At 62.7% G+C, this 21706-nt stretch carries 23 protein-coding genes and 1 pseudogene; 20 read left to right on the top strand and 4 right to left on the bottom strand.

Features of this window, described 5'->3' with window-relative positions:
- The first annotated feature begins 60 nt into the window (after nt 1-60).
- The 10 genes from DEQ67_RS15980 to DEQ67_RS15935 all read left to right on the top strand — a co-directional run bounded on the left by DEQ67_RS15980 (nt 61) and on the right by DEQ67_RS15935 (nt 12035).
- Nucleotides 61-1278, top strand: a complete 1218-nt coding sequence (locus DEQ67_RS15980) for a GTP-binding protein (RefSeq protein WP_058567860.1) — start codon at nt 61-63, stop codon at nt 1276-1278.
- The gene (locus DEQ67_RS15975; RefSeq protein WP_115891663.1) at nt 1278-2639 is read left to right on the top strand and encodes a CobW family GTP-binding protein; all 1362 of its coding nucleotides are present in this window, start codon (nt 1278-1280) and stop codon (nt 2637-2639) included. Before DEQ67_RS15980 ends, DEQ67_RS15975 begins: the two co-directional genes overlap by 1 nt.
- Complete coding sequence (locus tag DEQ67_RS15970; RefSeq protein ID WP_058567862.1) at nt 2636-3214, top strand: MogA/MoaB family molybdenum cofactor biosynthesis protein; 579 nt, start codon at nt 2636-2638, stop codon at nt 3212-3214. The genes DEQ67_RS15975 and DEQ67_RS15970 overlap by 4 nt, the downstream gene beginning before the upstream one ends.
- Before the next feature lie 760 nt (nt 3215-3974).
- Nucleotides 3975-4706 carry a creatininase family protein gene (locus tag DEQ67_RS15965; protein ID WP_115803437.1) on the top strand — a complete coding sequence of 244 codons (732 nt, stop codon included), beginning with the start codon at nt 3975-3977 and terminating at the stop codon, nt 4704-4706.
- A 35-nt stretch (nt 4707-4741) separates the two neighbouring features.
- Nucleotides 4742-6364, top strand: a complete 1623-nt coding sequence (locus DEQ67_RS15960; protein WP_058567864.1) for an ABC transporter substrate-binding protein — start codon at nt 4742-4744, stop codon at nt 6362-6364.
- A complete protein-coding gene (gene nikB, locus DEQ67_RS15955; RefSeq protein ID WP_115891664.1) occupies nt 6361-7302 on the top strand; it encodes a nickel ABC transporter permease in 942 nt (313 codons plus the stop codon). Before DEQ67_RS15960 ends, nikB begins: the two co-directional genes overlap by 4 nt.
- Nucleotides 7299-8195 carry a nickel transporter permease gene (gene nikC, locus DEQ67_RS15950; RefSeq protein ID WP_115862177.1) on the top strand — a complete coding sequence of 299 codons (897 nt, stop codon included), beginning with the start codon at nt 7299-7301 and terminating at the stop codon, nt 8193-8195. The genes nikB and nikC overlap by 4 nt, the downstream gene beginning before the upstream one ends.
- The gene (locus DEQ67_RS15945; protein ID WP_115862178.1) at nt 8192-9289 is read left to right on the top strand and encodes an ABC transporter ATP-binding protein; all 1098 of its coding nucleotides are present in this window, start codon (nt 8192-8194) and stop codon (nt 9287-9289) included. The genes nikC and DEQ67_RS15945 overlap by 4 nt, the downstream gene beginning before the upstream one ends.
- The gene (locus DEQ67_RS15940) at nt 9286-10362 is read left to right on the top strand and encodes an ABC transporter ATP-binding protein (RefSeq protein WP_115803433.1); all 1077 of its coding nucleotides are present in this window, start codon (nt 9286-9288) and stop codon (nt 10360-10362) included. The genes DEQ67_RS15945 and DEQ67_RS15940 overlap by 4 nt, the downstream gene beginning before the upstream one ends.
- Nucleotides 10363-10490: 128 nt before the next feature.
- The gene (locus tag DEQ67_RS15935; RefSeq protein ID WP_233509333.1) at nt 10491-12035 is read left to right on the top strand and encodes an ABC transporter substrate-binding protein; all 1545 of its coding nucleotides are present in this window, start codon (nt 10491-10493) and stop codon (nt 12033-12035) included.
- Between the two features lie 118 nt (nt 12036-12153).
- On the opposite strand, the gene DEQ67_RS15930 is transcribed toward DEQ67_RS15935, so the two are convergent.
- Nucleotides 12154-12831: a class I SAM-dependent methyltransferase gene (locus DEQ67_RS15930; RefSeq protein ID WP_058567870.1), complete on the bottom strand. Its 678-nt coding sequence runs from the start codon at nt 12829-12831 to the stop codon at nt 12154-12156.
- 282 nt (nt 12832-13113) lie between these two features.
- On the opposite strand from DEQ67_RS15930, the gene DEQ67_RS15925 reads away from it, so the two are divergent.
- From DEQ67_RS15925 to DEQ67_RS15910, 4 genes are all read left to right on the top strand, one after another.
- Entirely contained in the window at nt 13114-13332 is a 219-nt protein-coding gene (locus DEQ67_RS15925; protein ID WP_058567871.1) for a hypothetical protein, read from the top strand.
- Complete coding sequence (locus DEQ67_RS15920; protein ID WP_115891666.1) at nt 13329-13550, top strand: DUF7511 domain-containing protein; 222 nt, start codon at nt 13329-13331, stop codon at nt 13548-13550. Before DEQ67_RS15925 ends, DEQ67_RS15920 begins: the two co-directional genes overlap by 4 nt.
- A gap of 61 nt (nt 13551-13611) precedes the next feature.
- On the top strand, nt 13612-14904 hold the full coding sequence (locus DEQ67_RS15915) for an FAD/NAD(P)-binding protein (RefSeq protein ID WP_115891667.1): 1293 nt from the start codon (nt 13612-13614) through the stop codon (nt 14902-14904).
- Between the two features lies 1 nt (nt 14905).
- Nucleotides 14906-15298 carry a DUF7124 domain-containing protein gene (locus DEQ67_RS15910; RefSeq protein WP_058567873.1) on the top strand — a complete coding sequence of 131 codons (393 nt, stop codon included), beginning with the start codon at nt 14906-14908 and terminating at the stop codon, nt 15296-15298.
- Between the two features lie 35 nt (nt 15299-15333).
- Here DEQ67_RS15910 and DEQ67_RS15905 read toward each other — a convergent pair whose 3' ends face one another.
- The 3 genes from DEQ67_RS15905 to DEQ67_RS15895 form a co-directional block, all read right to left on the bottom strand.
- The gene (locus DEQ67_RS15905; protein WP_158250849.1) at nt 15334-15486 is read right to left on the bottom strand and encodes a C2H2-type zinc finger protein; all 153 of its coding nucleotides are present in this window, start codon (nt 15484-15486) and stop codon (nt 15334-15336) included.
- 140 nt (nt 15487-15626) lie between these two features.
- Nucleotides 15627-15893 carry a hypothetical protein gene (locus tag DEQ67_RS15900; RefSeq protein WP_115891668.1) on the bottom strand — a complete coding sequence of 89 codons (267 nt, stop codon included), beginning with the start codon at nt 15891-15893 and terminating at the stop codon, nt 15627-15629.
- Between the two features lie 2 nt (nt 15894-15895).
- The gene (locus DEQ67_RS15895; protein ID WP_058567875.1) at nt 15896-17173 is read right to left on the bottom strand and encodes a GTP-binding protein; all 1278 of its coding nucleotides are present in this window, start codon (nt 17171-17173) and stop codon (nt 15896-15898) included.
- Between the two features lie 61 nt (nt 17174-17234).
- Here DEQ67_RS15895 and DEQ67_RS15890 point away from each other — a divergent pair, with 61 nt between their 5' ends.
- The 6 genes and pseudogenes from DEQ67_RS15890 to DEQ67_RS15865 form a co-directional block, all read left to right on the top strand.
- Nucleotides 17235-18386 carry an NAD(P)/FAD-dependent oxidoreductase gene (locus DEQ67_RS15890; RefSeq protein ID WP_058567876.1) on the top strand — a complete coding sequence of 384 codons (1152 nt, stop codon included), beginning with the start codon at nt 17235-17237 and terminating at the stop codon, nt 18384-18386.
- A gap of 2 nt (nt 18387-18388) precedes the next feature.
- A complete protein-coding gene (locus DEQ67_RS15885; RefSeq protein ID WP_058567877.1) occupies nt 18389-18574 on the top strand; it encodes a 30S ribosomal protein S14 in 186 nt (61 codons plus the stop codon).
- The gene (locus DEQ67_RS15880; protein ID WP_115891669.1) at nt 18567-20288 is read left to right on the top strand and encodes a nucleoside recognition domain-containing protein; all 1722 of its coding nucleotides are present in this window, start codon (nt 18567-18569) and stop codon (nt 20286-20288) included. The genes DEQ67_RS15885 and DEQ67_RS15880 overlap by 8 nt, the downstream gene beginning before the upstream one ends.
- A 3-nt stretch (nt 20289-20291) precedes the next feature.
- Entirely contained in the window at nt 20292-20702 is a 411-nt protein-coding gene (locus DEQ67_RS15875) for a DUF7124 domain-containing protein (RefSeq protein WP_084816489.1), read from the top strand.
- A gap of 34 nt (nt 20703-20736) precedes the next feature.
- Complete coding sequence (hisI, locus tag DEQ67_RS15870; protein ID WP_084816490.1) at nt 20737-21114, top strand: phosphoribosyl-AMP cyclohydrolase; 378 nt, start codon at nt 20737-20739, stop codon at nt 21112-21114.
- A 75-nt stretch (nt 21115-21189) separates the two neighbouring features.
- A pseudogene (locus DEQ67_RS15865) lies at nt 21190-21573 on the top strand (primase-associated protein); the annotation flags it as partial.
- Nucleotides 21574-21706 lie beyond the last annotated feature (133 nt).

Genomic DNA, 21706 nt, shown 5'->3' with positions numbered 1-21706 from the left:
TGAGTTCGAAGTCAGAGAGTAATAATTAGTATTTTAGTATAGCATCTTCATAATCCACGCATGTCGGTCAACAACGACCCGATTCCGGTGACGATTCTGAGCGGCAGTCTCGGCGCTGGAAAGACGACGACGTTGAACCATCTCCTCGGTAGCGAACGGGACCTGAACGCCGCAGTTCTCGTCAACGACATGGGAGAGGTGAACATAGACGCCGAGTTCGTCGAACGTGAGTCGGCACTCACCCAGAACGACGAAGAGATCATCGAGCTGTCGAACGGCTGTATCTGCTGTCGGCTCCGCGGAGACATGCTCGATGAGGTGGGACGCTTAGCCGCAGAGCGAGACTTCGACTACCTCCTCGTCGAGTCGTCCGGAATCAGCGAGCCGATTCCGGTCGCCCAGACGTTCGCTCGCGGCTTCGAAGACGCGGAGTTCGACCCCACGGGAGTCTACGAACTCGATACGATGGTGAGCGTCGTCGATGCACACAGCTTCTGGCAGGGCTTCGATTCGGGGCAGGCGCTCACGGACGACACGGTCGACCCGGAGGACAACCGCGTTCCCGAAGAAGCGCTCATGGACCAAATCGAGTTCTGTGACGTGCTTCTCCTGAACAAGTGCGACCTTGTTCCCGAAGACGAACTGGAGAAGATAGAGGCTGTTCTGAAAACCCTCCAGCCGTGGGCGAAGCTCATCCGAACGGAACACGGCGCCGTCGCCCCCGAGGAAATCTTGAACACGGGGCGGTTCGACTTCAACCGCGCCAGCCAGTCCGCCGGGTGGAAGCGCGAACTACAGGAGGGCCACCATCACGATGCCGCCGCCGAGGAACACGGCGTCACCTCGTTCGTCTTCGACGCGGACCGACCGTTCCACCCCGACCGAGTCGCCGAACTCTTCGCCGACCTCCCCGACGGTGTCGTCCGCGCGAAGGGCTTTTTCTGGTCGGCGGGTCGCGAAGACATCGCTATGGGCCTCGACAAGGCGGGCCAGTCTGTCCGTGCCGGCCCGAAAGGAACGTGGATCGCCACGCTCCCGAAGGCCCAACAGCAGCGGTATTTCGCCGCCCGGCCGGGTATCAAGGCGGACTGGGACGACAAATGGGGTGACCGCGGGGTCCAACTCGTGTTCATCGGTCGGGAGTTCGATCAGGAACCACTGGTCGAACGGCTGAACGACTGTCTCCTCACGGACGCCGAAATGGACGAGGATTGGGGCACGTACCCGGACCCGTTCGGGTCTGACGAGCAGCGTGAACTGGCGTTGGCCGACGACTGATGAGCCTCGACGACCAACCCCCAGTCACGATTCTGAGCGGCGGGCTCGGTGCCGGTAAGACGACCCTGCTCAACCACCTCCTCACCGTCGGTGGAGAGCAGTACGATATTGCTGTCCTCGTCAACGACGTCGGCGAGGTGAACGTCGACGCCGACCTCATCGAGAACGGTTCCGACCTCTCGATGGACGACGGCGGCGTCACGGAGCTCTCGAACGGGTGCATCTGCTGTGGGCTCCAAGACGAACTGGATCAAGAGCTCCGGCGGCTCGCTTTCGACGAGGAGTTCGATTACCTCGTCATCGAAGCCTCGGGAATCAGCGACCCGGTCCCAATTGCGCGGCGATTCGTCTCTCCCGCGCGGGCTTCTGCGCTGTACGACCTCGACACGGCCGTTACCGTGGTTGACGCCCACCAGTTCCACCGGGCGTTCGTCCTCGGGGAGCCGCTCACGTCGAGCGATGACGATACCCGACCGCTTTCGGAGCTGCTCGCCGAGCAGGTCGAGTTCTGCGACGTGCTCGTCCTCAACAAGTGTGATCTCGTGTCCGACGAGGAACGTGCGGAGGTCGAACGCGTCATCCGAACACTCCACCCTGATGTAGACATCGTCCGGGCGACCGAAAGCGCTGTGGACCCGGACCGAATCCTCGGAACGGAACAGTTCGACAAGGATGAGGCGAGTAACTCTGCCCGGTGGAAACAGGTTATCTCAACCGACCACGAGGACGATGCAGACGCTGAGCCGCACGAGCACGACGATAACGGGACGGACACAGACCATGGGCACGGCGAGGACCACGACCATGAGCACGGCGAGGACCACGACCATGAGCACGGCGAGGACCACGACCATGGTGACGACCACGACCACGACCACCTCCACCCACCAGAGGAGTTCGGCGTCGAGTCGTTCGTCTACGAGCGACATCGACCGTTCCATCCCGAGCGGTTCCACGAATGGCTCCGCTCGTTCCCCGATTCCGTCGTCCGGGCGAAAGGCCACATGTGGGTTGCCGGACGCGACCGCTACGCCCTCAACCTGAGCCAAGCGGGCGCACAGATCCACGTCGAGGTCAACGGACGATGGGCGGCTACGCTCTCCGAATCTCGGCAGGAGTCGTACCGCGAGTCGCATCCGGGGCTCCAGTGGGACGACCAGTGGGGTGACCGCGAAGTGAAGCTCGTCTTCATCGGTGCCGGAATGGACTCGATCGGTATCGCCGACGAACTCGACGACTGTCTCCTCACCGACGAGGAGATGGACGCCGACTGGAGCGCCTTCGAGAACCGCTTCCCGGGCCAGCGGTCGTATTCGAAGCCTCCGACCGAACAGCGGCTCGTCCTTGGTGGGGAGCAATGAACGGTGCCAGTCGTGAACTCCCACCGATAGAGTCGCGACGGACGACCGACGCCGACGGCCACGACTGTATCGACCCGCTCGGCGTCGCCATCGTGACGGTGTCGTCGTCTCGGGGGACTGACGTGGAAAAGGACCTCTCAGACCCTAGTGGCGACGCCATCGCCAGTATCCTTGCCGAAGCGGGTCACGTCATCACGGCGCGTCGGACGGTCCCGGACGACTACGTCCGAATCAAGACGACCGTGAGCGAGTTTCTGGAGCGACCCGACGTCGATATCCTCATTACCACGGGCGGAACGGGGGTCACCGTCGACGACGTCACACCGGACGCAGTCGGCGACCTCTTCGACCGCGAACTGCCGGGATTCGGCGAGGCGTTCCGGTGGCTCTCGTGGGGGGAGGTTCGAACGCGCATCGTCTCAACCCGTGCGACCGCGGGTATCGCCCGCGACGTGCCCGTGTTCGTACTGCCCGGAAGTGAAAACGCCGTTCGGCTCGCAACCACCGAAATAATCTCCACGGAAGCGCCGCACCTCGCCGGACTCGCGACCCGACACACAACCGATGAGAGCTGAGTGACGTAGCGCTCCCATCCGTCACCCACTGAGAAGGGATGTCAGATGACCCTCTACGGTATCGGGCTCGGACCGAGGCGGGGCCGACCTACTCGCGGTTCGAGGGGAGTGGCCGCTCGAATCGGTTGACGTCGTCTACTCTCCCGGTCGGCTCTCGTGTCGCAGCTCAATACCTCCCAAGGCCAAAGCTGAGCGCCCTCGAACTCCAGAGGACGACCGACCTTGACGAGTTTCACGTAGAGCGGGGAGACCAGTACACGCTGGCGACGCGGAACGCTGCGTGGGGGAAGGCACCGGAGTCGGGCGTTCCTCTCCTGTGACTCTTGGCGCCACTCTTGTCTCTCGATAACCCTCTCTCGTTGACACGCCTAGAAAACAACTAAAGTTTAGAAAGAACTATTTGACTTGTATAGCGTTCGTAACACGTGCCCGAGAGACGCTCGAAACAGCAGTCGGTCGTGGCTTCACAGCGGGTGTTCTGGGACGCTTCCTCCGTGACCAATTATGAAAAATCTATACTAGTTTGGCAAGAGTTATTATATCTACACAATAGGTTGTTATTCATGCTCGGTCGACGTTCGAGACGAAAGTCGCATACTGACCTCGCAGTCGGGGCTACAGGAGTCGTTACAGGATGTCGTAGTGGAGAAGGGACACCGCTCACGGTTGCGTCTCCCGACATCCTCACAGGGTTGGAACTGCACAACGGCGTTATCCCCTGCCCCACGGCAGCCGACTGGATGACGCGGGGTGGTCGCTCGTGAACCTCACGGAACAGACGTGGGCCGACGTGGAGGGGTCCAACGCTGACGTCTGCCTCCTCCCCGTCGGGAGCATCGAACAGCACGGCCCGCACGCCCCGCTCGGAACCGACGTGCTTGTCGCAGATGCAATCGCTGACGTCGCTGCCGACCGCGCCGAAGCGTGGAAACTCCCCCCAGTACACATCGGTGTCGCGCCGTATCACCGCCGTTTCCCGGGGACGCTTCACGTCCCTCCGGACGTGCTTCGGGAGTACGTGTTCCATCTGTTGGAATGTGTGGACGCGTGGGGCGTCGAAACTGTCCTGATAGTCAACGGACACGGTGGGAACAGAGAGCTGCTCAAGCACGTTTGCCGACGCCTCTCGGACGAGACCACGCTCGATGCACAGTACTGGGAGTGGATGATGGCTGTCGACGTGGACGTACAGCACGCGGGAGAGATCGAGACGAGTGTGCTGCAACACTTGGTTCCCGAACACGTCGGCGCGCCACAGCCGGGCGACGCCGATAGCTGGGGTGAGTGGGTCCACGGCGCGCAAGTCGCAACGTACACCGACGAGTTCAGCGAGAACGGCGTCGTCGGAGACCCGACGGCCGCGACCGCCGAAACCGGCCGGGACGTGTTCGAGACGGCCGTCGGTGAGCTACTGGAACTCATCGCATGGCTCGGAGAGCGAAACGCGGCTTCGACCGGCCGGCAGAGAGGCGAGGACCACGAAGAATGCTAACGCTACGAAACCGCAGACTCAGTCGACGAGACGCATTGAAGGGAGCGACGGCGGGCCTCATCGGACTCGCGGGTTGCAGCGGCACCTCACAGGACGGTGAGCGGACCTCCTCCTCGGAGCAGACGGAACAGGAGACGACGTTCCGCGTCGGGACGCCGTGGAATCCAGATTCCCTCGACCCGCTCGTCAAGGGGTGGATGTTCCGAAAGCTGAACGTCATCGAACCGCTCGTCATCGCGGACTACAACGCGTCGGTCAAACCGGGATTAGCCTCTGGGTGGACCACGAGCGACGACAATCTGACGTGGAAGTTCACCCTCAGGGAGGGCGTTTCGTTCCACGACGGAACGCCGCTGACCGTCGATGCGGTCGTCGCCTCCCTCCGGCGGAGCTTCAACTCGGATTCGTTGGCGAGCCTCCCGGTTGAGTCCGTCTCCGGTAGCGGCGAGCGCGTCGTCGAAATCGAAACGAGCACCCCGTTCGCGCCGCTTCCAGCACATCTCACCCGCGGCCCGACCAGCATCATCGCGGAGAGTTCGTACGACGACGACGGCAACGTCACCGCGCCGGTCGGAACGGGACCGTTCCAGTTCGACTCGTGGAAGCCGGGCGAGCGAATCACCACCGTGTCGAACCCATCGTACCGCGGTCAGACGCCGGCCATCGACACGCTCGTCTACGAGAGCGTGCCGGACGACCAGACGCGACTCCTGAAGCTCGAAAACGCCGAACTCGACATGGCGCGAGCCCTCTCCGGGTCGGCTATTTCGACCCTGAACGACCGACCTAACGTGGAGCCGGTCACCTACGCGGTTCCTCGGTCTCGCTACCTCGTGTACGACACGACGTCGCCGCCGTTCGACGACCGAAACGTCCGCCGAGCGGTCATGCACGCGGTCGACCGGGAGAAAATCGTCGACAGCGTGCTGAACGGCCTCGGTCCGGCTGCTACCGGTCCCTTCCCGTCGGGGGTCACGAACTGGGCCAACGCCGACCTCGAACCGTATCCGTACGACCCACAGACTGCGAGGCAGTTACTCACCGACGCGGGATGGGAACCGAGCGAGGACACGCGAGAGCGGGATGGTGCGCCGTTGGAAATTGACCTCTGGACGTACGACGCGCGGGCGCTGCCCATCGTCTCCGAGGCCGTCCAAGCCCAGTTGTCGCAAGTTGGCTTCGACGTCAGCCTCCAAGTGATGGACTACGGAACCATCGAGGAGCGCGCCAACAGCGAGGCGTTCGACCTCGTCATGTGGTCGAACTCGCTTCTGTGGTATCCAGACCCGGACCGGCTCACGGACTTCGTTCACTCCGAAAACGCGACGATGTTCAGCGGCTACGCGAACGACCGCGTCGACGAACTGCTCACGGAAGCGAGGCAGGTCACCGATGCCGAGGAACGAAAGCGCCGCTACGACGAAGTGCAATCGATCATCCAGCGCGACGTTCCCATCGGCTGGTTGACCTACGTCACGAACGTGGTCGGGGTTGACGCTGACGTTACGGGATACGAGCCGCTGCCGACAGAGACGTGCTATCACTTAGAAAACCTCGATTTCGACGGAGGTGAAAACGCCAGTCAGACTGAGACGGCGAACGCACAGCACCGCTCGCCCGACGCTCTGTTTCGGAACCGTCACCGCTCGAAAAAATGAGATACCTGCTGAAGCGACTCGTGACGACGGTTCTGGTTCTCGGCGGCGTGTCCATCCTCACGTTTAGCATGACCGCCCTCACGCCGGGAGACCCAGCCGTGGCCGCGCTTGTCGAGCAGACGGGACACCAACCATCCGAGGAGACAGTGGTCGCGTTCCGAGAACAACACGGCCTGAACGAGCCGTTCCCAGTCAGGTACGCTGACTGGGCGATCGACACACTGGGCGGCGACCTCGGGCAGTCGTACAGCTCCGAGCAAACCGTGGCGTCGATGATCGGACAGCGCCTCCCCAACACGATAGAACTCGCCGCCGCGTCGATGGTCATCGCGATCGCGATCGCAGTACCCGCCGGCGTGGCGAGCGCGGTTAATTCGGGTGGCCGAGTCGACTACGCGGCCCAGTTCGGCGCACTCGTCGGCGTCTCCATGCCGAACTTCTGGCTCGGCTATCTGCTCATCATCGTCGCGGCCCTCTGGCTTGACCTGTTCCCGGTCGCGGGCTCCGGCGGTCTCGACCACCTCGTCCTTCCGGCGGTAACGCTCGGGTCGGGTATGTCCGCGGTCATCGCACGGTTGGTCCGAACGACGATGCTGGACGTTCTCGACGCACCCTACATCCGGACCGCCCGCTCGAAGGGACTGCGCGAGCGGATCGTCGTCTACAAACACGCCTTGCGGAACGCGCTCGTCCCCGTCGTGACGATAGCCGGGCTACAACTCAGCTACGTCCTGAACGGGGCGGTCGTCGTCGAAGCCGTGTTCCAGCGACCGGGGCTGGGAACGCTGCTCGTCGACGCGATTTTCGCACGCGATTACCCGGTGATTCAGGGAGTGACCCTTCTCGTGGGCGTCATCTTCGTTCTGACCAACTTAGCGGTCGACCTGACCTACCGGTATCTCGACCCGCGAATCGACCGCAGGGGTGAGCCGGCGTGAGCGAGGACGCCGCGAACAGCGCGCCCCACCGACCGGTCGGCGCTCGCTGGCGACGGTGGTACGAGGCCCTGACGACGACACGGCTCACGAAGCTCGGTGCCGGTCTCGTGTGTGCTCTGTTCGTGCTCGCGGTGTTCGGCCCGGCCGTCTCGCCGTACGACCCGGCCGCACAGGCGCTCGCACACAGGCTGGAAGCCCCGTCGCTCGCGCACCCGCTCGGAACCGACCAACTCGGACGCGACGTGCTCACCCGGCTGCTCCACGGGGCCCGTCTCTCGCTGGGTATCGCCATCGCCGTGACGGCCGTGCGGCTCTCTCTCGGTACCGCGGTCGGACTCGTCGCCGGATACGTCGGTGGCTGGGTCGACGAGGCGTTGATGCGACTCGTCGACACGCTGTTGGCGTTCCCGGGTATCGTCCTCGCGCTCGTGATCGCCGGTATTCTCGGACCGAGCCTCACGAACGTGATGGTCGCACTCGCGGTCGTCGGCTGGGCTTCCTACGCCCGACTGGTCAGGAGCAGCGTCCTGTCGGTTCGAGACCGAGAGTTCGTGACCGCGTCGCGGCTTCTCGGCCGCTCGCGCGCTCACGTGCTCGGCCGACACCTGATTCCGAACGTCGTCGCACCGGTGGTCGTGCTGGCGACGCTCGATGTCGGCGGCGTCATCTTGGGAACGGCGGGTCTCTCCTTTCTCGGGCTGGGCGCGCAGCCGCCGACGCCCGAGTGGGGGACGATGCTCGCGTCGGGCCGGAACTATCTGCGGACCGCGTGGTGGCTGGTAAACGCCCCCGGCGTCCTGATCATGCTCACCGTCTTCGGGTTCAACCTCCTCGGTGACGGACTCAGAGACGCGCTCTCGCCGACGCAGTCGGCTCAAATCGAGCAATTATGATGAACGAACTCCTCCGCGTCGAGGACCTGCACACGCACTTCGACTCAGACCAGGGTACAGTCCACGCCGTCGACGGGGCCTCCTTCGGCGTGGACCGCGGCGAAATCGTCGGCCTCGTCGGCGAGAGCGGGTGCGGCAAATCGGTCACCGCCCGGTCGATCATCCGGTTGGAAGACCCGGGGCGAATCGTCTCGGGGCGGATCAGCTTCGACGGGCGGGACCTGACCCACGCCGATGAGGCGACGCTTCGTCGCGTTCGCGGTGAAGACATCTCCATCGTGTTCCAGGACCCCCACGAGACGCTGAACCCGGTGTTCCCCGTCAGCGAACAGATTGCCGAGTCGGTCCGAATCCACGACGGCGGTTCGTCACAGGGGCTCCTCGACTTTCTGGGTGTCCCGCCGTTCCGAAACCGCACCGCGTGGAACCGGGCCGAGGACCGCGCCGTCGAGTTGATGGAACAGGTCGCGATTCCGGACCCGAACGGGAGCGCAGCCGAGTATCCCCACGAGTTCTCCGGGGGGATGCGCCAGCGTGCGATGCTTGCCGTGGCATTGGCCAGCGACCCAGACCTGCTCATCGCCGATGAGCCGACGACGGCGCTGGACACGACGACGCAGGCGGGGATACTGCGACAGATACGGACACTCCGTGACCAGCGAGACATGGGCGTCCTCCTGATCTCCCATGACATCGGCGTCGTCGCCCAGACCTGCGACAGGGTTGTGGTCATGTACGGCGGGCAGGTGATGGAATCCGGGCCGGTCGACGAGGTGTTGACCGCGCCGAAACATCCCTACACCCGCGCACTCCTCGAGTGCTCACCGCGGAACCTCGGCCGCGACGAGCGAGTCAGCACGCTCGAAGGAAGCCCGCCCGACGCCGTCGGCGGTCACGACGGGTGTCCGTTCGCGGATCGCTGTCGCCTCGCAACCTCCGATTGTCGCAGCGGAGACATCCCGGTCGTCGAAAGCGACCCTGGCCACCGCGTGGCCTGCATCGAGACGCCCACGGACTCTCGCGGGACGCCGACCGTTGCTGCCAGCGGACAGCCTCGGAACGTAGTCGCTCCCGACGGTGGTGACGAGAAGTGAGAGCGTCTCCTGCGAACGACGGCGGAAACGACGAGACGCGCCACGCGCCAGTCGCGGAGCTACGAAACGTCGAAAAGGAGTTCGAAACGAGTCGCTCGGTCCTCGACCGGCTGTTGGGCGATGCGAGGTCCGCGAAAGCCGTCTGTGGCGCCTCCCTCTCCATCAACCGCGGAGAAACCGTCGGGGTCGTCGGCGAAAGCGGGTGCGGGAAGTCGACGCTCGCGAAGCTCGTCACCGGGGAGCTGACGCCCGACGGAGGATCCGTGCTGCTCGATGGGGACACCGTTGGTGGCTACCCCACCCGAACCGGCGGGCAGCTTCGACGCATCGGCGTGGTGTTTCAGAACGTCCGCGAGAGCTTCGACTCCCGGTGGTCGGTCGGGCGGTCTATCGCCGAGTCGTTCGGGCACGAACAGCAACCCGACGAGCGGGTCGACCGCATCGACGACCTGCTGGAGCAAGTGAACCTCGACCCGCAGGTCGGGTCGCGGTATCCGAGCGAGCTCTCGGGTGGCCAGCTTCAGCGCGTCGGTATTGCTCGCGCGCTCGCCCACGACCCTGAACTCGTGGTACTCGACGAGCCAGTTTCGGGACTCGACGTAGCCACGCAGGCGACCATTCTCGACCTGCTCGCGGAGCTCCAGCGCCGGCACGAGATCGGCTATCTGTTTATCTCTCACGACCTCGGCGTCGTCCGCTATCTCGCTGATCGGCTGGCGGTTATGTACGCCGGAGAAATCGTCGAACGCGGACCGGCACGGGATGTCTTCGAGCGGCCCAGCCACCCCTATACGGAGGCGCTACTGCGTGCAGTCCCGAGCGACGACCCGACTGACCCGCCGCCGGAGCCATTACCCGGGTCTCCACCGGACCCGTCGAACCGACCGACTGGCTGCCCGTTTCACCCTCGGTGTCCACACGCGGATGGACAGTGCGAGCGCCAGCATCCGGAGTTCAAGCGGGTCCGAACTACCCAATCGCGCTGCCACTACGCCGACGAATTAGCCGACGGTACCCGGACGAACAACCACGGAACGGATGGGGAACGGCGACCGCACCGATCCGACTCGTGACTTCCCGCCCGTAATTTGAGAGCGAACGCACCATCTGTTGGTCGATTGGGTCCGGGACCACGGCCTATTATTAAAAATGCAAATTTAAATAACAAGAATTATCATATAATGTTCTAAAATTAGTAAATATGCCTCAGTACACACGACGCGGGTTTCTCGAAGCGGGTCTCGGCACCGCCGCGATTGGTTCTATCGCCGGTTGTTCTTCTAATGCTGATCAGACGACGATTGTGATCGGTGGGTCGTATATCCCGGAATCGATCGACCCCGTCACTCACAGTGGTGGACCGCTAGGCCGGATCGGCGTCTACGAATCGCTGTTTCGCGTCACGCGGGACGTGGGGATTGAACCCCAGCTAGCTGACGAGTGGCACGTCTCGCCGGACGGGACAACTTGGACCATCGGCATCAGGGACGGCGTGCAGTTTCACGACGGAACGAGCCTGATGAGCGAGGCCGTCGCGTTCTCGCTCTCTAGAGCGTTCGACGAGGCGAGTCTCCTGTCTCCGCTCCCGGTCGAATCGATTAGCGCGACCGACACGCACGAGGTCGTGATAACCACCGGCGAGCGATTTGCACCGCTACCGTCCTACCTGGCGCATCGGTACGCGACCGTCATTAGTCAGAGTTCGATTTCCGATTCGGACGGCTTCGTGGAACCGGTCGGTACCGGCCCGTACATGTTCGACTCGTGGGAATCGGGCAAATCCATCACCGCTACGAAAAACTCGGACTACTACGGTTCGTCGCCGCAGGTCGACCGAGTGGTGTACGAGGGAATCCGAGACAACCAAACGAAGGTTTCCAGCCTCGATGCAGGTGAGTCGGACATCGTGGTCAATCTTCCCGTTTCCGCGATGGAACGGATATCGCGCGCCGAAGATACGAGAACTCAGACGACTCGCACGCCTCAAAGTCGATTCTTAGCATACAACGTCCGCGAACCGCCCTTTGACGACCTTCGAGTCCGACAGGCGGTTAATCACGCAATCGATACCCAAACGATAGCGAGGACGATTTTGGAGGGTATCGGTGACCCCGCGATTGGCCCGTTTTCTCCCGAATTGACCGGGTGGGCCAACGACGAGCTTGAACCGTACGAATACAGTCCCGATAGAGCCAGATCTCTACTCGCGGAGGCCGGTTGGACCTTGGAAGCCGACGGGGACGAACTCCGCCATCGCGATGGAACGCCGTTCGACGTCGTCCTGCGAACCTACACGCGGCGTCCCGAGCTTCGCATCATTGCGACGGCGATTCAGAACCAACTCAGAGCGGTCGGCATCAACGTCGAAATCAACATAACCGAGTGGAGCGCGCTGAGTGAGGATATGCAGGCCGGAGAAACCGATTTCAGTTTGCTATCGTTCAATTTCTTCTGGGTTCCGGACCCAGACCGGGCGATGTCGTTTTACCACTCCGAGGACACACAAATCTACACCGGGTACGAGGATTCAGAAGTAGACGACCTGATCGAACGGGGGCGGCGGACAACGGATGACGACGAACGGAAACGGATCTACGATAGGGTACAGGAAATCGTTCACGACGATACTCCGCTCGGGATGTTAACTTACAGCGAGACCGTCACGGGGATTCGGAACCGCATCGAGGACTTCACGCTTCATCCCACGATGTACTCTCACGGGGTACAGAACATACGACTTCACTGATAGCCGCACGGCTGCCGTCAGCTCCTCCCGTACCTGGTTCGGTGGGTGTTCGAAACGGCCGGCGAAATCGCCACGCTGGTCCGGTAAGGTCGGACAGACGCTTAGAACCGTGCGGCACTCACGGAACGTCACCGGCGATGATGTACTGCTCGTACTCCGGTACTTCCCCCCAGAGCGTCCGCTCCATCAGCGGTTCGTGGGTGACGTTTTCGAGTCCCCCTTGTCTCAGTATCTCCGATAGCTCCTCGGGGGGACGGCCGTCGTACAGCGGCAGGTCCTCGTGAATTCGCTCGTAGCCGTCGAACGGCTCGGAGAAATCCCAGTGTCCTTCGATGAGAACGATGCGACCGCCGGGCTCGACGACTCGACGCCACTCCCGCACCGCCCGCGAGGGGTTCGGAAGCGTCCAGATGAGATGCCGCGCCGTCACCAAGTCGTACCCGTCGTCGGGTTCGTCTAGTGATTCGGCGTCTCCGACGCGAAACTCGACAGCGTGGTCTGTCTGTTGACGCTTCTCGCGGGCTTGTTCGAGCATCTCGGTCGAGTAGTCGACTCCGGTGACGTCGTGACCGAGGTCGGCCAACAGCAGCGAGATGACGCCGGTACCGCAGCCGACGTCGAGTATCCGCTCCGACGAGTTGCCCGTCCACGCGCGCAGTACCGACAGCCACGCGTCGCGTTGCTCCTCGCTTTGGAGAGCGTGGTGACTGTCGTTGTCGTACGTATCAGCCCGCTCGTTCCAGTAGGCTTGAACCGCCTGCTTGACATCTTCTGCGGACCGGCCGGACTCTGTCACAACTGGTCACCTCCACGGTCACTCCCGTGACCATGCGGCGCTCGGGCACGGCACGTACGGGCGTCGATAGTCGAATACGTTGCCGTCGAGTTCCGTTCTTTCTCTGCCATTGTTATTAAATCTGGATGGTATATTACTTATAATTTCTCACTCCCCGGGATTCGGTTATCAAAATAATCGTCTCGTTCGCCTGAATCCATCCTTGTTTACCGCGACTAGATTATTAACTCCGTAGTGTTAAATCGCAGTACTTATTATACTAATCTTCAATTTTAACAACACATGTCTCAGTACGCGCGACGACGATTCGACGCCGTTGAACCCGTTGCCGCCTCGTTCGGCTCTCTCGCAGGGTGTCCGTCGGATGACGCCGGCCACGGTACTGGGAGCGTAGACGGGCCGGGGGCGCAGGTGTCGTCCTCTGTGTTCGCGGTCGCCGCGAGCGAGGGTGCAGGCGAGACCGCAACCGCGGAGTCGCTACGGAAGCCCCTCGAAGCATGACTGACCGAAGCTCTAGCGACACCGAACCAACGTGGAGCGGCGATGCCGACCCCGGGCCATCCCCGCGACCTCGCAGAGAACTGATGTCACTCGTCGTCGGCTCACCCGAGCGACCGGCTTGTACGCTTTATCCGTCGGATGTGGCGGTTCCGTACCGAACGACGACGTGGATAACGGCGTACGGCGATTCGTTCGTCAACCTCGGTGACTGGCGATGACGCCGCTAACGACGCGCAAGCCGTCTCCTTCCACGCACGTCGGTGGAGACGGAGGTGAAAGATGACCCACGGTGAGTCGACTGGCGACCACAACTCACTCGACCGCCAGCCGTACGAATATGTAATCATCGGCGGTGGTGTTCACGGGACGTGCGTGGCGAACTACCTCCTCGACGAAGGTGGCTACGACCACGGGGAACTCTGTCTGGTCGACCCTCACGAACGGTTACTGGCGTCGTTCGCGACGAAAGCACGACAGTGCGGAATGCAAACCCTCCGTTCGACGTTCGTCCACCACATCGACACCGAGCCGTTCTCGCTCGATTCATTTGCGGAGGGCGCACACCGGGAACACGAACTCGTTCCGACCGAGGACTATTCGAACCGACCGACACTCGACCTGTTTCTCGACCACGCCCGGTACGTCATCGACCGACGCGATATCGACGCTTGCCACCGTCAGTCGACGGTAACGGGTGTCACGAGGTCCCGGACGCGTGGGTTGCTCCGCGTGGATACGTCTCGTGGGTCGCTCGACGCTCGTCGCGTTGTTCTGGCCGTCGGCCTCGGGGGTCAGCCGACAGTCCCTTCGTGGGCGGCGTCGCTCTCCGACGACGCGCGGCTCGCGCACGTTTGGGACGACGACTTCGACCCGGCGGCGGCGGCGACCTTTGACGGCCGGACGTTCGTCGTCGGCGGCGGTATCACGGCGGCGCAGCTCGCCTGTCACCTGTCGAAACGCACGGATGTGACGCTCCTCTCGCGGCGCGGCTTGGAGGTCGAACTGACAGAGGCGGACCCACAGTGGATCAACTGGCGACACATCGAACAGGAGATTCACTCGCTCCCTCCGGGCTCGGCAGCCCGCTACGACCGGATTCGTGCCGCGCGCCACGATGCGACAATCCCACCGTACGTCGCGCACCGACTGGCGGACGCCCGCGACTGCGGCGACCTCGACGTTCGGTGCGGCGAGATCGACCACGCGCACGCGGCGGACGGCAGACTGCAGCTCCGATTCGACGACGGCACGACCGCCACGGACGTACAGGTCGTGCTCGCAACCGGGCATGACCCCGCCCCGGAGCACCCGCTCGTGGGAACGCTCGCCGAATCGCTGTCGCTCGAACGCGGGGCGAACGGCTTTCCCGTCCTCAACGACCGGACGCTCGCGTGGCGACGGACTGATGGCGCCGATTCGGCGCTGTACGTCTCGGGCGCGCTCGCGGAGATGAGCGTCGGCCCGTTCGCCCGAAACGTCGTCGGTGGTCGCCGCGCCGCGGAACGCCTTCTCGAACCGCACGACCAAGTGAACTCGGAGGCTACCGCCTCGCTGTCGAAAGGGCAGTCCTGACATGCCGTCGAACGACCTCACGCTCGCATTCTCGCTGCGGGCGCTCGACGAACTCGCGCGACCGAGCCACGCGCTCGAAGACGCCGCGCGGTGGACGACCCACCTCGGAATCGTCTCCTCGAAGCCGTCGTTTATCGAACGGCGGCGCGTCCGCGAGGTGGGGTATGAACAGGAGTTCCTGTCGGGGCCGCGCTCGATTCCGGAGGCACTGGCGAGCGTGCGGGACCACTTCGAGACGACGCGGTACGTGTTCGTCGGCACGGAAGAGACCAGCGAGGTCGTCACCCGAGTCTTCGACTGGACATACCAGTCGGTCTCGGACGCCGCAGCAGCCGCGGGTTGGCAGCTCGCGACGACCATCGCTGCCGACGAGGAGTGGCCCTACCAGGAATAAACGCGCTTCGAGGGGCCTGCGGTCGACTCGCTAAGTCAGTGACTCTCGTGGATGTGGCTGCGGAGCGAATCGGTACTGTCGAACTGCTCGTCGCACTCGGCGCACGTGTTGTGGTGGAGGGCGACGTGCTGGGTCACACCGGCGGCGCTCTGGAACTGTGCATCGCAACTGGAGCAGGTGTACGCCATTCCGTTAATAACTCAACTGGAAGGGAGCTAAAATAGTTATTAAAAATAGGCGGGTACTGCTTGCCTTAGCCTAATAACATCGCGTTCGGACTAACTAACGACGACAGATTCGGATGGGGGAGGCGGTCCCCGATTCGTTCCTAGAGCGCTTCTTGTGCCCGTTCTCGAAGCGGGGGTGCGAGGCTCGTGTCGTTCGCGAGTTTGTCGAGCGCGTCTGTCGCTCGACACCGACTAAGCGCGTTCAGGGCTTGGCGACGGTACCGCCCGTCGAGGCCGCTCGTGACCACGACGAGTCGAAGCTGCGTAGTCGCCCGTTCCTCGGCGAGTTCGTCGATGGCGTCTTCCCGCGTTCCGCGCGGGACGTTCTTGTCGACGACCGTTTGAAACAGCGAGCGTGGCGAAGACATAGTCAATCGGCGAGGCCGACCTCCTCGGCGCTCTCGGCGGACTGTGCGTCCCCGTCCGCAGCCTCTTCGGCGTCTTCGAGACGTTCGAACGTCGGGAAGCGGTCTTCGAAGGCGCTCCAGTCGGCGTCCATCTCTTCGTCGGTCAACGTGGCCGCCTCGAGGTCCGCACGGAGGTCGTCGTGGTCCATGTCGGTGCCGATGAGGACAAGTTGCGAGCCCCGGTCGCCGTACTCGGGATGCCAGCTTTCCTCCAGTTCGGGGTACGCCTCGAAGTACTGCGCCTGTTCGTCCGCCGGGAGTGTCGCGAGCCACTGCCCTGCAGGCGTGAGTCGAATCGACTGGCCCGCGACGTCGATACCCAGCGCGATGTCCTCGCGACCCGCCAGCCAGAAGTGTCCCTTCGAGCGGACGACGTTCGTCGGCAGTTCGTTCAGCAGGTCGGCGAACCGCTCCGGGTGGAACGGCCGACGGGACTCGAAGACGAACGAGGTGACTCCGTGTTCTTCCTCCGCGGAGGCGTGGGGTTCTTCGAGCTCTTGCATCCACCCGGCGGACTGGCTCGCCGCCTCGAAGTCGAATCGACCCGTGTCGAGGATTGCGTCCGGGTCGACCGCACCGTGTTCGGTTCGGAGGATTTCGGCGCGCGGCTGTAGCACCTCGACGACTGCCTCGATCTCGTCGAGCGCCGCTTCGTCGACGAGGTCGCATTTGTTCAACAGCAGGACGTCGCAGAATTCGATCTGCTCGACGAGGAGGCTCCCGAGGTCCTTCTCGGTGTCGCCGTCCATGAGCGACTCCGCCGAGCCGAACGTGGTCCAAAACTGGTGGGCGTCGACGACGGTGACCGTCGTGTCGAGTTCGTAGTAGTCCATCGGCTCGATGCCGGTCTCCTCGTAGAACTCCGTGGGGTCGAGGTCCGACTGGTCGAATCCCATCGTGAGCGTCTGTGCGACGGGGAGCGGTTCGGCGACACCGGTCGATTCGATGACGAGGTAATCGAACTCGCGAGCCTGCGCGAGCTTCGCGAGCGCGTCGAGCAGGTCGCCCCGAAGCTCACAACAGATACAGCCGTTCGACAACTCGATTAACTCCTCGTCGTCCTCCGAGATGTCGGAGTGTTCGGCGACGCGCTCGGCGTCGACGTTCACCTCGCCCATGTCGTTGACGAGGACCGCGATATCGAGGTCCGTTTGCGTGTTTAGGAGGTTGTTCAACACGGTCGTTTTCCCCGCGCCGAGGTTGCCGCTCAGCACGGTGACGGGAATCGTCTCTCGACTCATCTGTTATTAACTCTAGACCATGTCTTATTTATAATTGGCTATCTAGACTATTTTGTTGTTAATGGAGCCCCCAACGACCCCCCAAACGGACGAGTCGCTCGACGCCGTTATCGTCGGCGCAGGTGCCGCTGGCGTCGGTATTGGCGTCGTTCTCGAAGCCCTCGCCCTCGACTCCTACGCGATTCTGGAGCGAGACGACGTCGGCGCGTCGTTTCGACAGTGGCCCGAGGAGATGCAGTTCATCACCCCCTCGTTTCCCAGCAACAGCTTCGGCTGTCGAGACCTGAACGCCGTCACGACGGACACGTCGCCCGCGTTCGCGCTCGACCGCGAACACCCGACCGGCGAGGAGTACGCGCAGTACCTCCGCGGAGTCGTCGAGTTTCATGACCTTCCCGTCCGGACCGGCGTAGCTGTCGAATCCCTCCAACGCCACGACGATGGGTTCGTTCTGGACACGTCCGCTGGCACCGTCCGGAGTCGCTTCGTCATCTGGGCGGCCGGACAGTTCGGCCGCCCGAACGACGAGCCGTTCCCCGGTGCGGGTCACTGCGTCCACAACTCCCAGGTCGACTCGTGGCACGCGTTCGCCGACGAGTGCGTAGACGACCCAGTCGCGGTCGTTGGCGGGTACGAAAGCGGAATCGACGCGGCGCTCACGCTCGCCGAACTGGGCCACGAGGTACTCGTCCTCGACGAGGAGGGTCCGTGGCAGTATCGCAGCCCAGACCCGAGCGAAGTCCTATCCCCGTACACCAGCCAACGCCTCCACGAGGCGCTCGAACGGGACCGACCGATCACTCTCAACGACGGCATCCGCGTCGAACGCGTCGACAGAGACGACGGCTCGTTCGAGGTCGTCTCTACGAGCGGTGAAACGTTCACAACGCGGAACCGACCCGTGCTCGCGACGGGGTTCCAGTCCGGTCTCGGCCCGGCGGACGACTATTTCGAGTTCGAGAACGGCCACCCGAGACTGACCGAGCGAGACGAGTCGACGGCGACGCCGGGACTGTTCCTCGTCGGCCCCCACGTTGCACACAACGGACAACAGTTCTGCTTCATCTACAAGTTCCGACAGCGGTTCGCGGTCGTCGCCGACGAAGTCGCTGCAAGACTCGGTATCGACCGCGCTCCCCTCGACGAGTACCGTGAGAAGAACATGTTCCTCGAGGACGCGTCCTGCTGCGAACCAGACATGTGCGACTGCTAACCGTGACACGACACTCATCACAGCCCGACAGCCGAAGCGAGCGCTCGAACGACGCGCGAGACGACGACCGACACGTGTGTCGGATGACCGGCCGCGAACAGGGCCTCGTCAGTAAGTACGACATCTGGCTCTGTCGGCAGTCGTTCCGTGAACTCGCGCCGAAGATTGGGTTCAAAAAGTATGACTGACACACGCCCTCGGTCGAACAGTCACTCCGCGACGGGGCGCGACGAGACGGGAGACGACCGGCGAGAGACCGTCGTCGTCGGCAAAGAGAGCGTCGGCAAGTCGGAGCTCGTTGCCGGCCTCACCGGAACGACGCCGACGACCGGTAACTTCCGCGGAACGACCGTCAACGTCGAGCGATACGAGTCGGACGAGTTCGTCTTCGTCGACACGCCCGGAATTTTGCTCGGGACTGACACCGAGACCACCCGAACAGCGATCAGCGCCGTCGAAGACACCGAGACGGTGCTCCTCGTCGTTCGCGCAACGAACATCGACGACGACCTCGAGGACCTGCTGCCACTGGTGCAGGGAACAGTCGGCGCGATTGCCGTGACGTTCTGGGACAAAGTCGAGAACCAGACCGAAGCCCACGACGAACTGGACGCGCTCGCCGACGACCTCGGGGTGCCACTCGCTCCAGTGGACGCGCGAAACGTTTCTCGCGTCGCGACCGACGGCGGCGGGGCGGCGGTCGACGGACGCGAGCGGACGGAACTCGTCAGCGCGCTCCGCGATGCCGACGAGTTCCCGGGGCGGGTCACCCGGCAAACTGGAATTCATCTCGACCCACCGGAGACGATCATTGAGCATCCACTTCTCGGCCCGTTCGTCAGTATTGCCTTGCTTCTGTTGCCCGCCGCGGCTGCAGTCCACTTCGCGAACGCTGCTGCTGCCGAACTCTCCCCCCAAGTGAGTACACTGTTGGAGCCCGCGGTTCGGTGGACGAACGAGCTCCCGGGACCGCTGTCGGCAGTTCTGGGCGGCGACTACGGCGTGCTCTCGATGGGGCCATTCCTATTCGTCTGGGCCGGTCCGACGATCCTCATCTTCGCGGCGTTCATGGCCGTCTACAAGCAGAGCGGACTCGTCACGCGGATTACTGCGTCGCTCCATCCGCATCTTCGGCGCGTGGGCCTCACCGGTCGGGACCTCGTTCGCGTGGTCATGGGATTCGGCTGTAACGTCCCGGCGGTCACCAGCACACGTGGGTGTTCGGACTGTACACGCCGGACGGCCGTGTCGACGATTGGGTTCGGATCCGCCTGCTCGTATCAGTTTCCGGCGACGCTCGCCGTGTTCGCGGCGGTCAAGATGCCATGGCTCGTCGTTCCGTACCTCGGGATTCTCACGATCACGACACTGGTCTATGCGCGCCTGATCGCACCCGAGCGTGCGCGAACGGCATCGCTGTCTACTGAGAACCGTGCGTTCCTCCAGTGGCCGACCTGGCAGTCAGTGTGGCGCGAGACCAGAACCGTGATTCGGAGTTTCTTCGTGAAGGCCCTCCCCGTCTTCGCCGGAATCGTCCTCGTTGCATCGGTTCTCGACTATTTCGGCGTGCTGGACGTGGCGGGTAAGGCTCTCTCGCCGGTGATGGGACTGTTCAACCTCCCCGGTGAGACGGCGCTCGTCGTCGTGATGGGATCGATCCGCAAGGATGGTCTACTCTTATTACAATCAGACGGGCTCAGTGCAACGTTGTCCGCGATGACTCCCGTGCAGGTACTGACCGCCGTCTACCTAGCGGGGGTGTTGCTTCCCTGCCTCGTGACGGCGATCACGGTCGCGAAGGAACTTTCCCCGAGATACGCCGGTCGAATGATGCTCCGACAGGCGGCAGCTGCCGTCAGCTTCTCGCTACTCATCGGATGGGGCGGTGCAATCCTCTTCTAGCCGATGACGGGCGAAACCATGACGCTCGCGTTTGAGCTTGCTGCACTCCGGCAGACCCGTGAGCCACAGGCGGTCGTCGTCGATGCGCGACGATGGGCGCAGAACGTCGGTCTCATATCGACGGATTTCGGAGCCGCTCACGCCTTCAGCGCCAAGTACCTCGTCCGTCGAGATTTTCAGGTGATGCCAACTGCATCGGACCTTCGGCACCTCGGTAGCCAATACGATACGGAAAGACACGTCCTGATAGGGACTACTTCCAATCGGCCGGAGTATCTCCCTCCTCAGCACTGGGAGTATCTCAGTCTCGCAGATGCTGCTACTGCTGCTGGCTGGTCTCTCGAGAACCCGGAGACTACACTACGAGAGCAATGGACTGCGCGGTTGTACCGTGTCCTCAGGAGACGAGAATGAAAATTGGTATTCTCCAGCGACAATACAATTCAGTATGAACGACGAGCCAGTAGATATCGAACTCGACTTTGGAGATGACGGACTGGTTCCAGCGGTTGCGCAAGACGCACATACTGACGAGGTTCTGATGCTCGCGTACGCTTCACCGGAAGCGGTGGCAGCAACGCAGGAGACGGGACTCGCCCACTACTACTCTCGGAGTCGAGATGAGCTTTGGAAGAAGGGTGGGACAAGCGGACACATCCAACAAGTTCAGGAAATTCGGGTCGATTGTGACAGAGATGCGCTTCTCTATCGCGTTGAGCAAGAGGGCGGGGCCTGTCATACGGGATACCGTTCGTGTTTTTCCCGAACGATCGATGACGAAACAGTTGGAGAGAAAGTCTACGATCCAGATGAGGTCTACGGGTAGGTCAATTCGGTAGCGTGGCTGGCTATTGAGACAGGGGGAGATAGCTCCACGGCCCCTGTCGTGGGAGGCACTCCTATCCCCTGTATGGCCAATATGGCCGAACGTCTCCACGAGAAGAAGCTGATCCGAAAGGACCTGTACAACTTCGCCCGGATCGTGATGTGGCTGCCCCAGTACCAGGACAGCGACCCCGAGACGATTGTCACAGACCTCAAAGACGTCTTCTCGAGGTGGCCTTGGTACGACGAGCAGGAGACCGAGCACCAGGTCCGCTACGAGTTCTCGAACACAATCGACGGCGACACGCCGTTACCGATGAACTGCAATAATGACGATTTACAACGCTACTGCATCGACCAAGACCAGTGTCCCTACTCGATCTGGGGCAGTCTCCCATTCCCAGATGAGATGTACGAGCAAGTGGACGAGCAGTCCGCCGGTCCCGCTGAGCAACTCTAAATCATAGTCACCCCTCAGATTGTCGAGAATTGTTTTGCAGACCAAAGACATCCCCTTCTGAATCCCCGTCGAGCAATTTTCAGCGTCTAACACGGCCAGACTCGGGAGAATCGGGGGTGATCCACAATTCGAA

The organism is Haloferax sp. Atlit-48N, assembly GCF_003383015.2.
Classification (GTDB): domain Archaea; phylum Halobacteriota; class Halobacteria; order Halobacteriales; family Haloferacaceae; genus Haloferax; species Haloferax volcanii.
The sequence above is the reverse complement of the archived record's forward strand: the minus strand, read 5'-3'. Positions and strand labels throughout refer to the sequence as shown.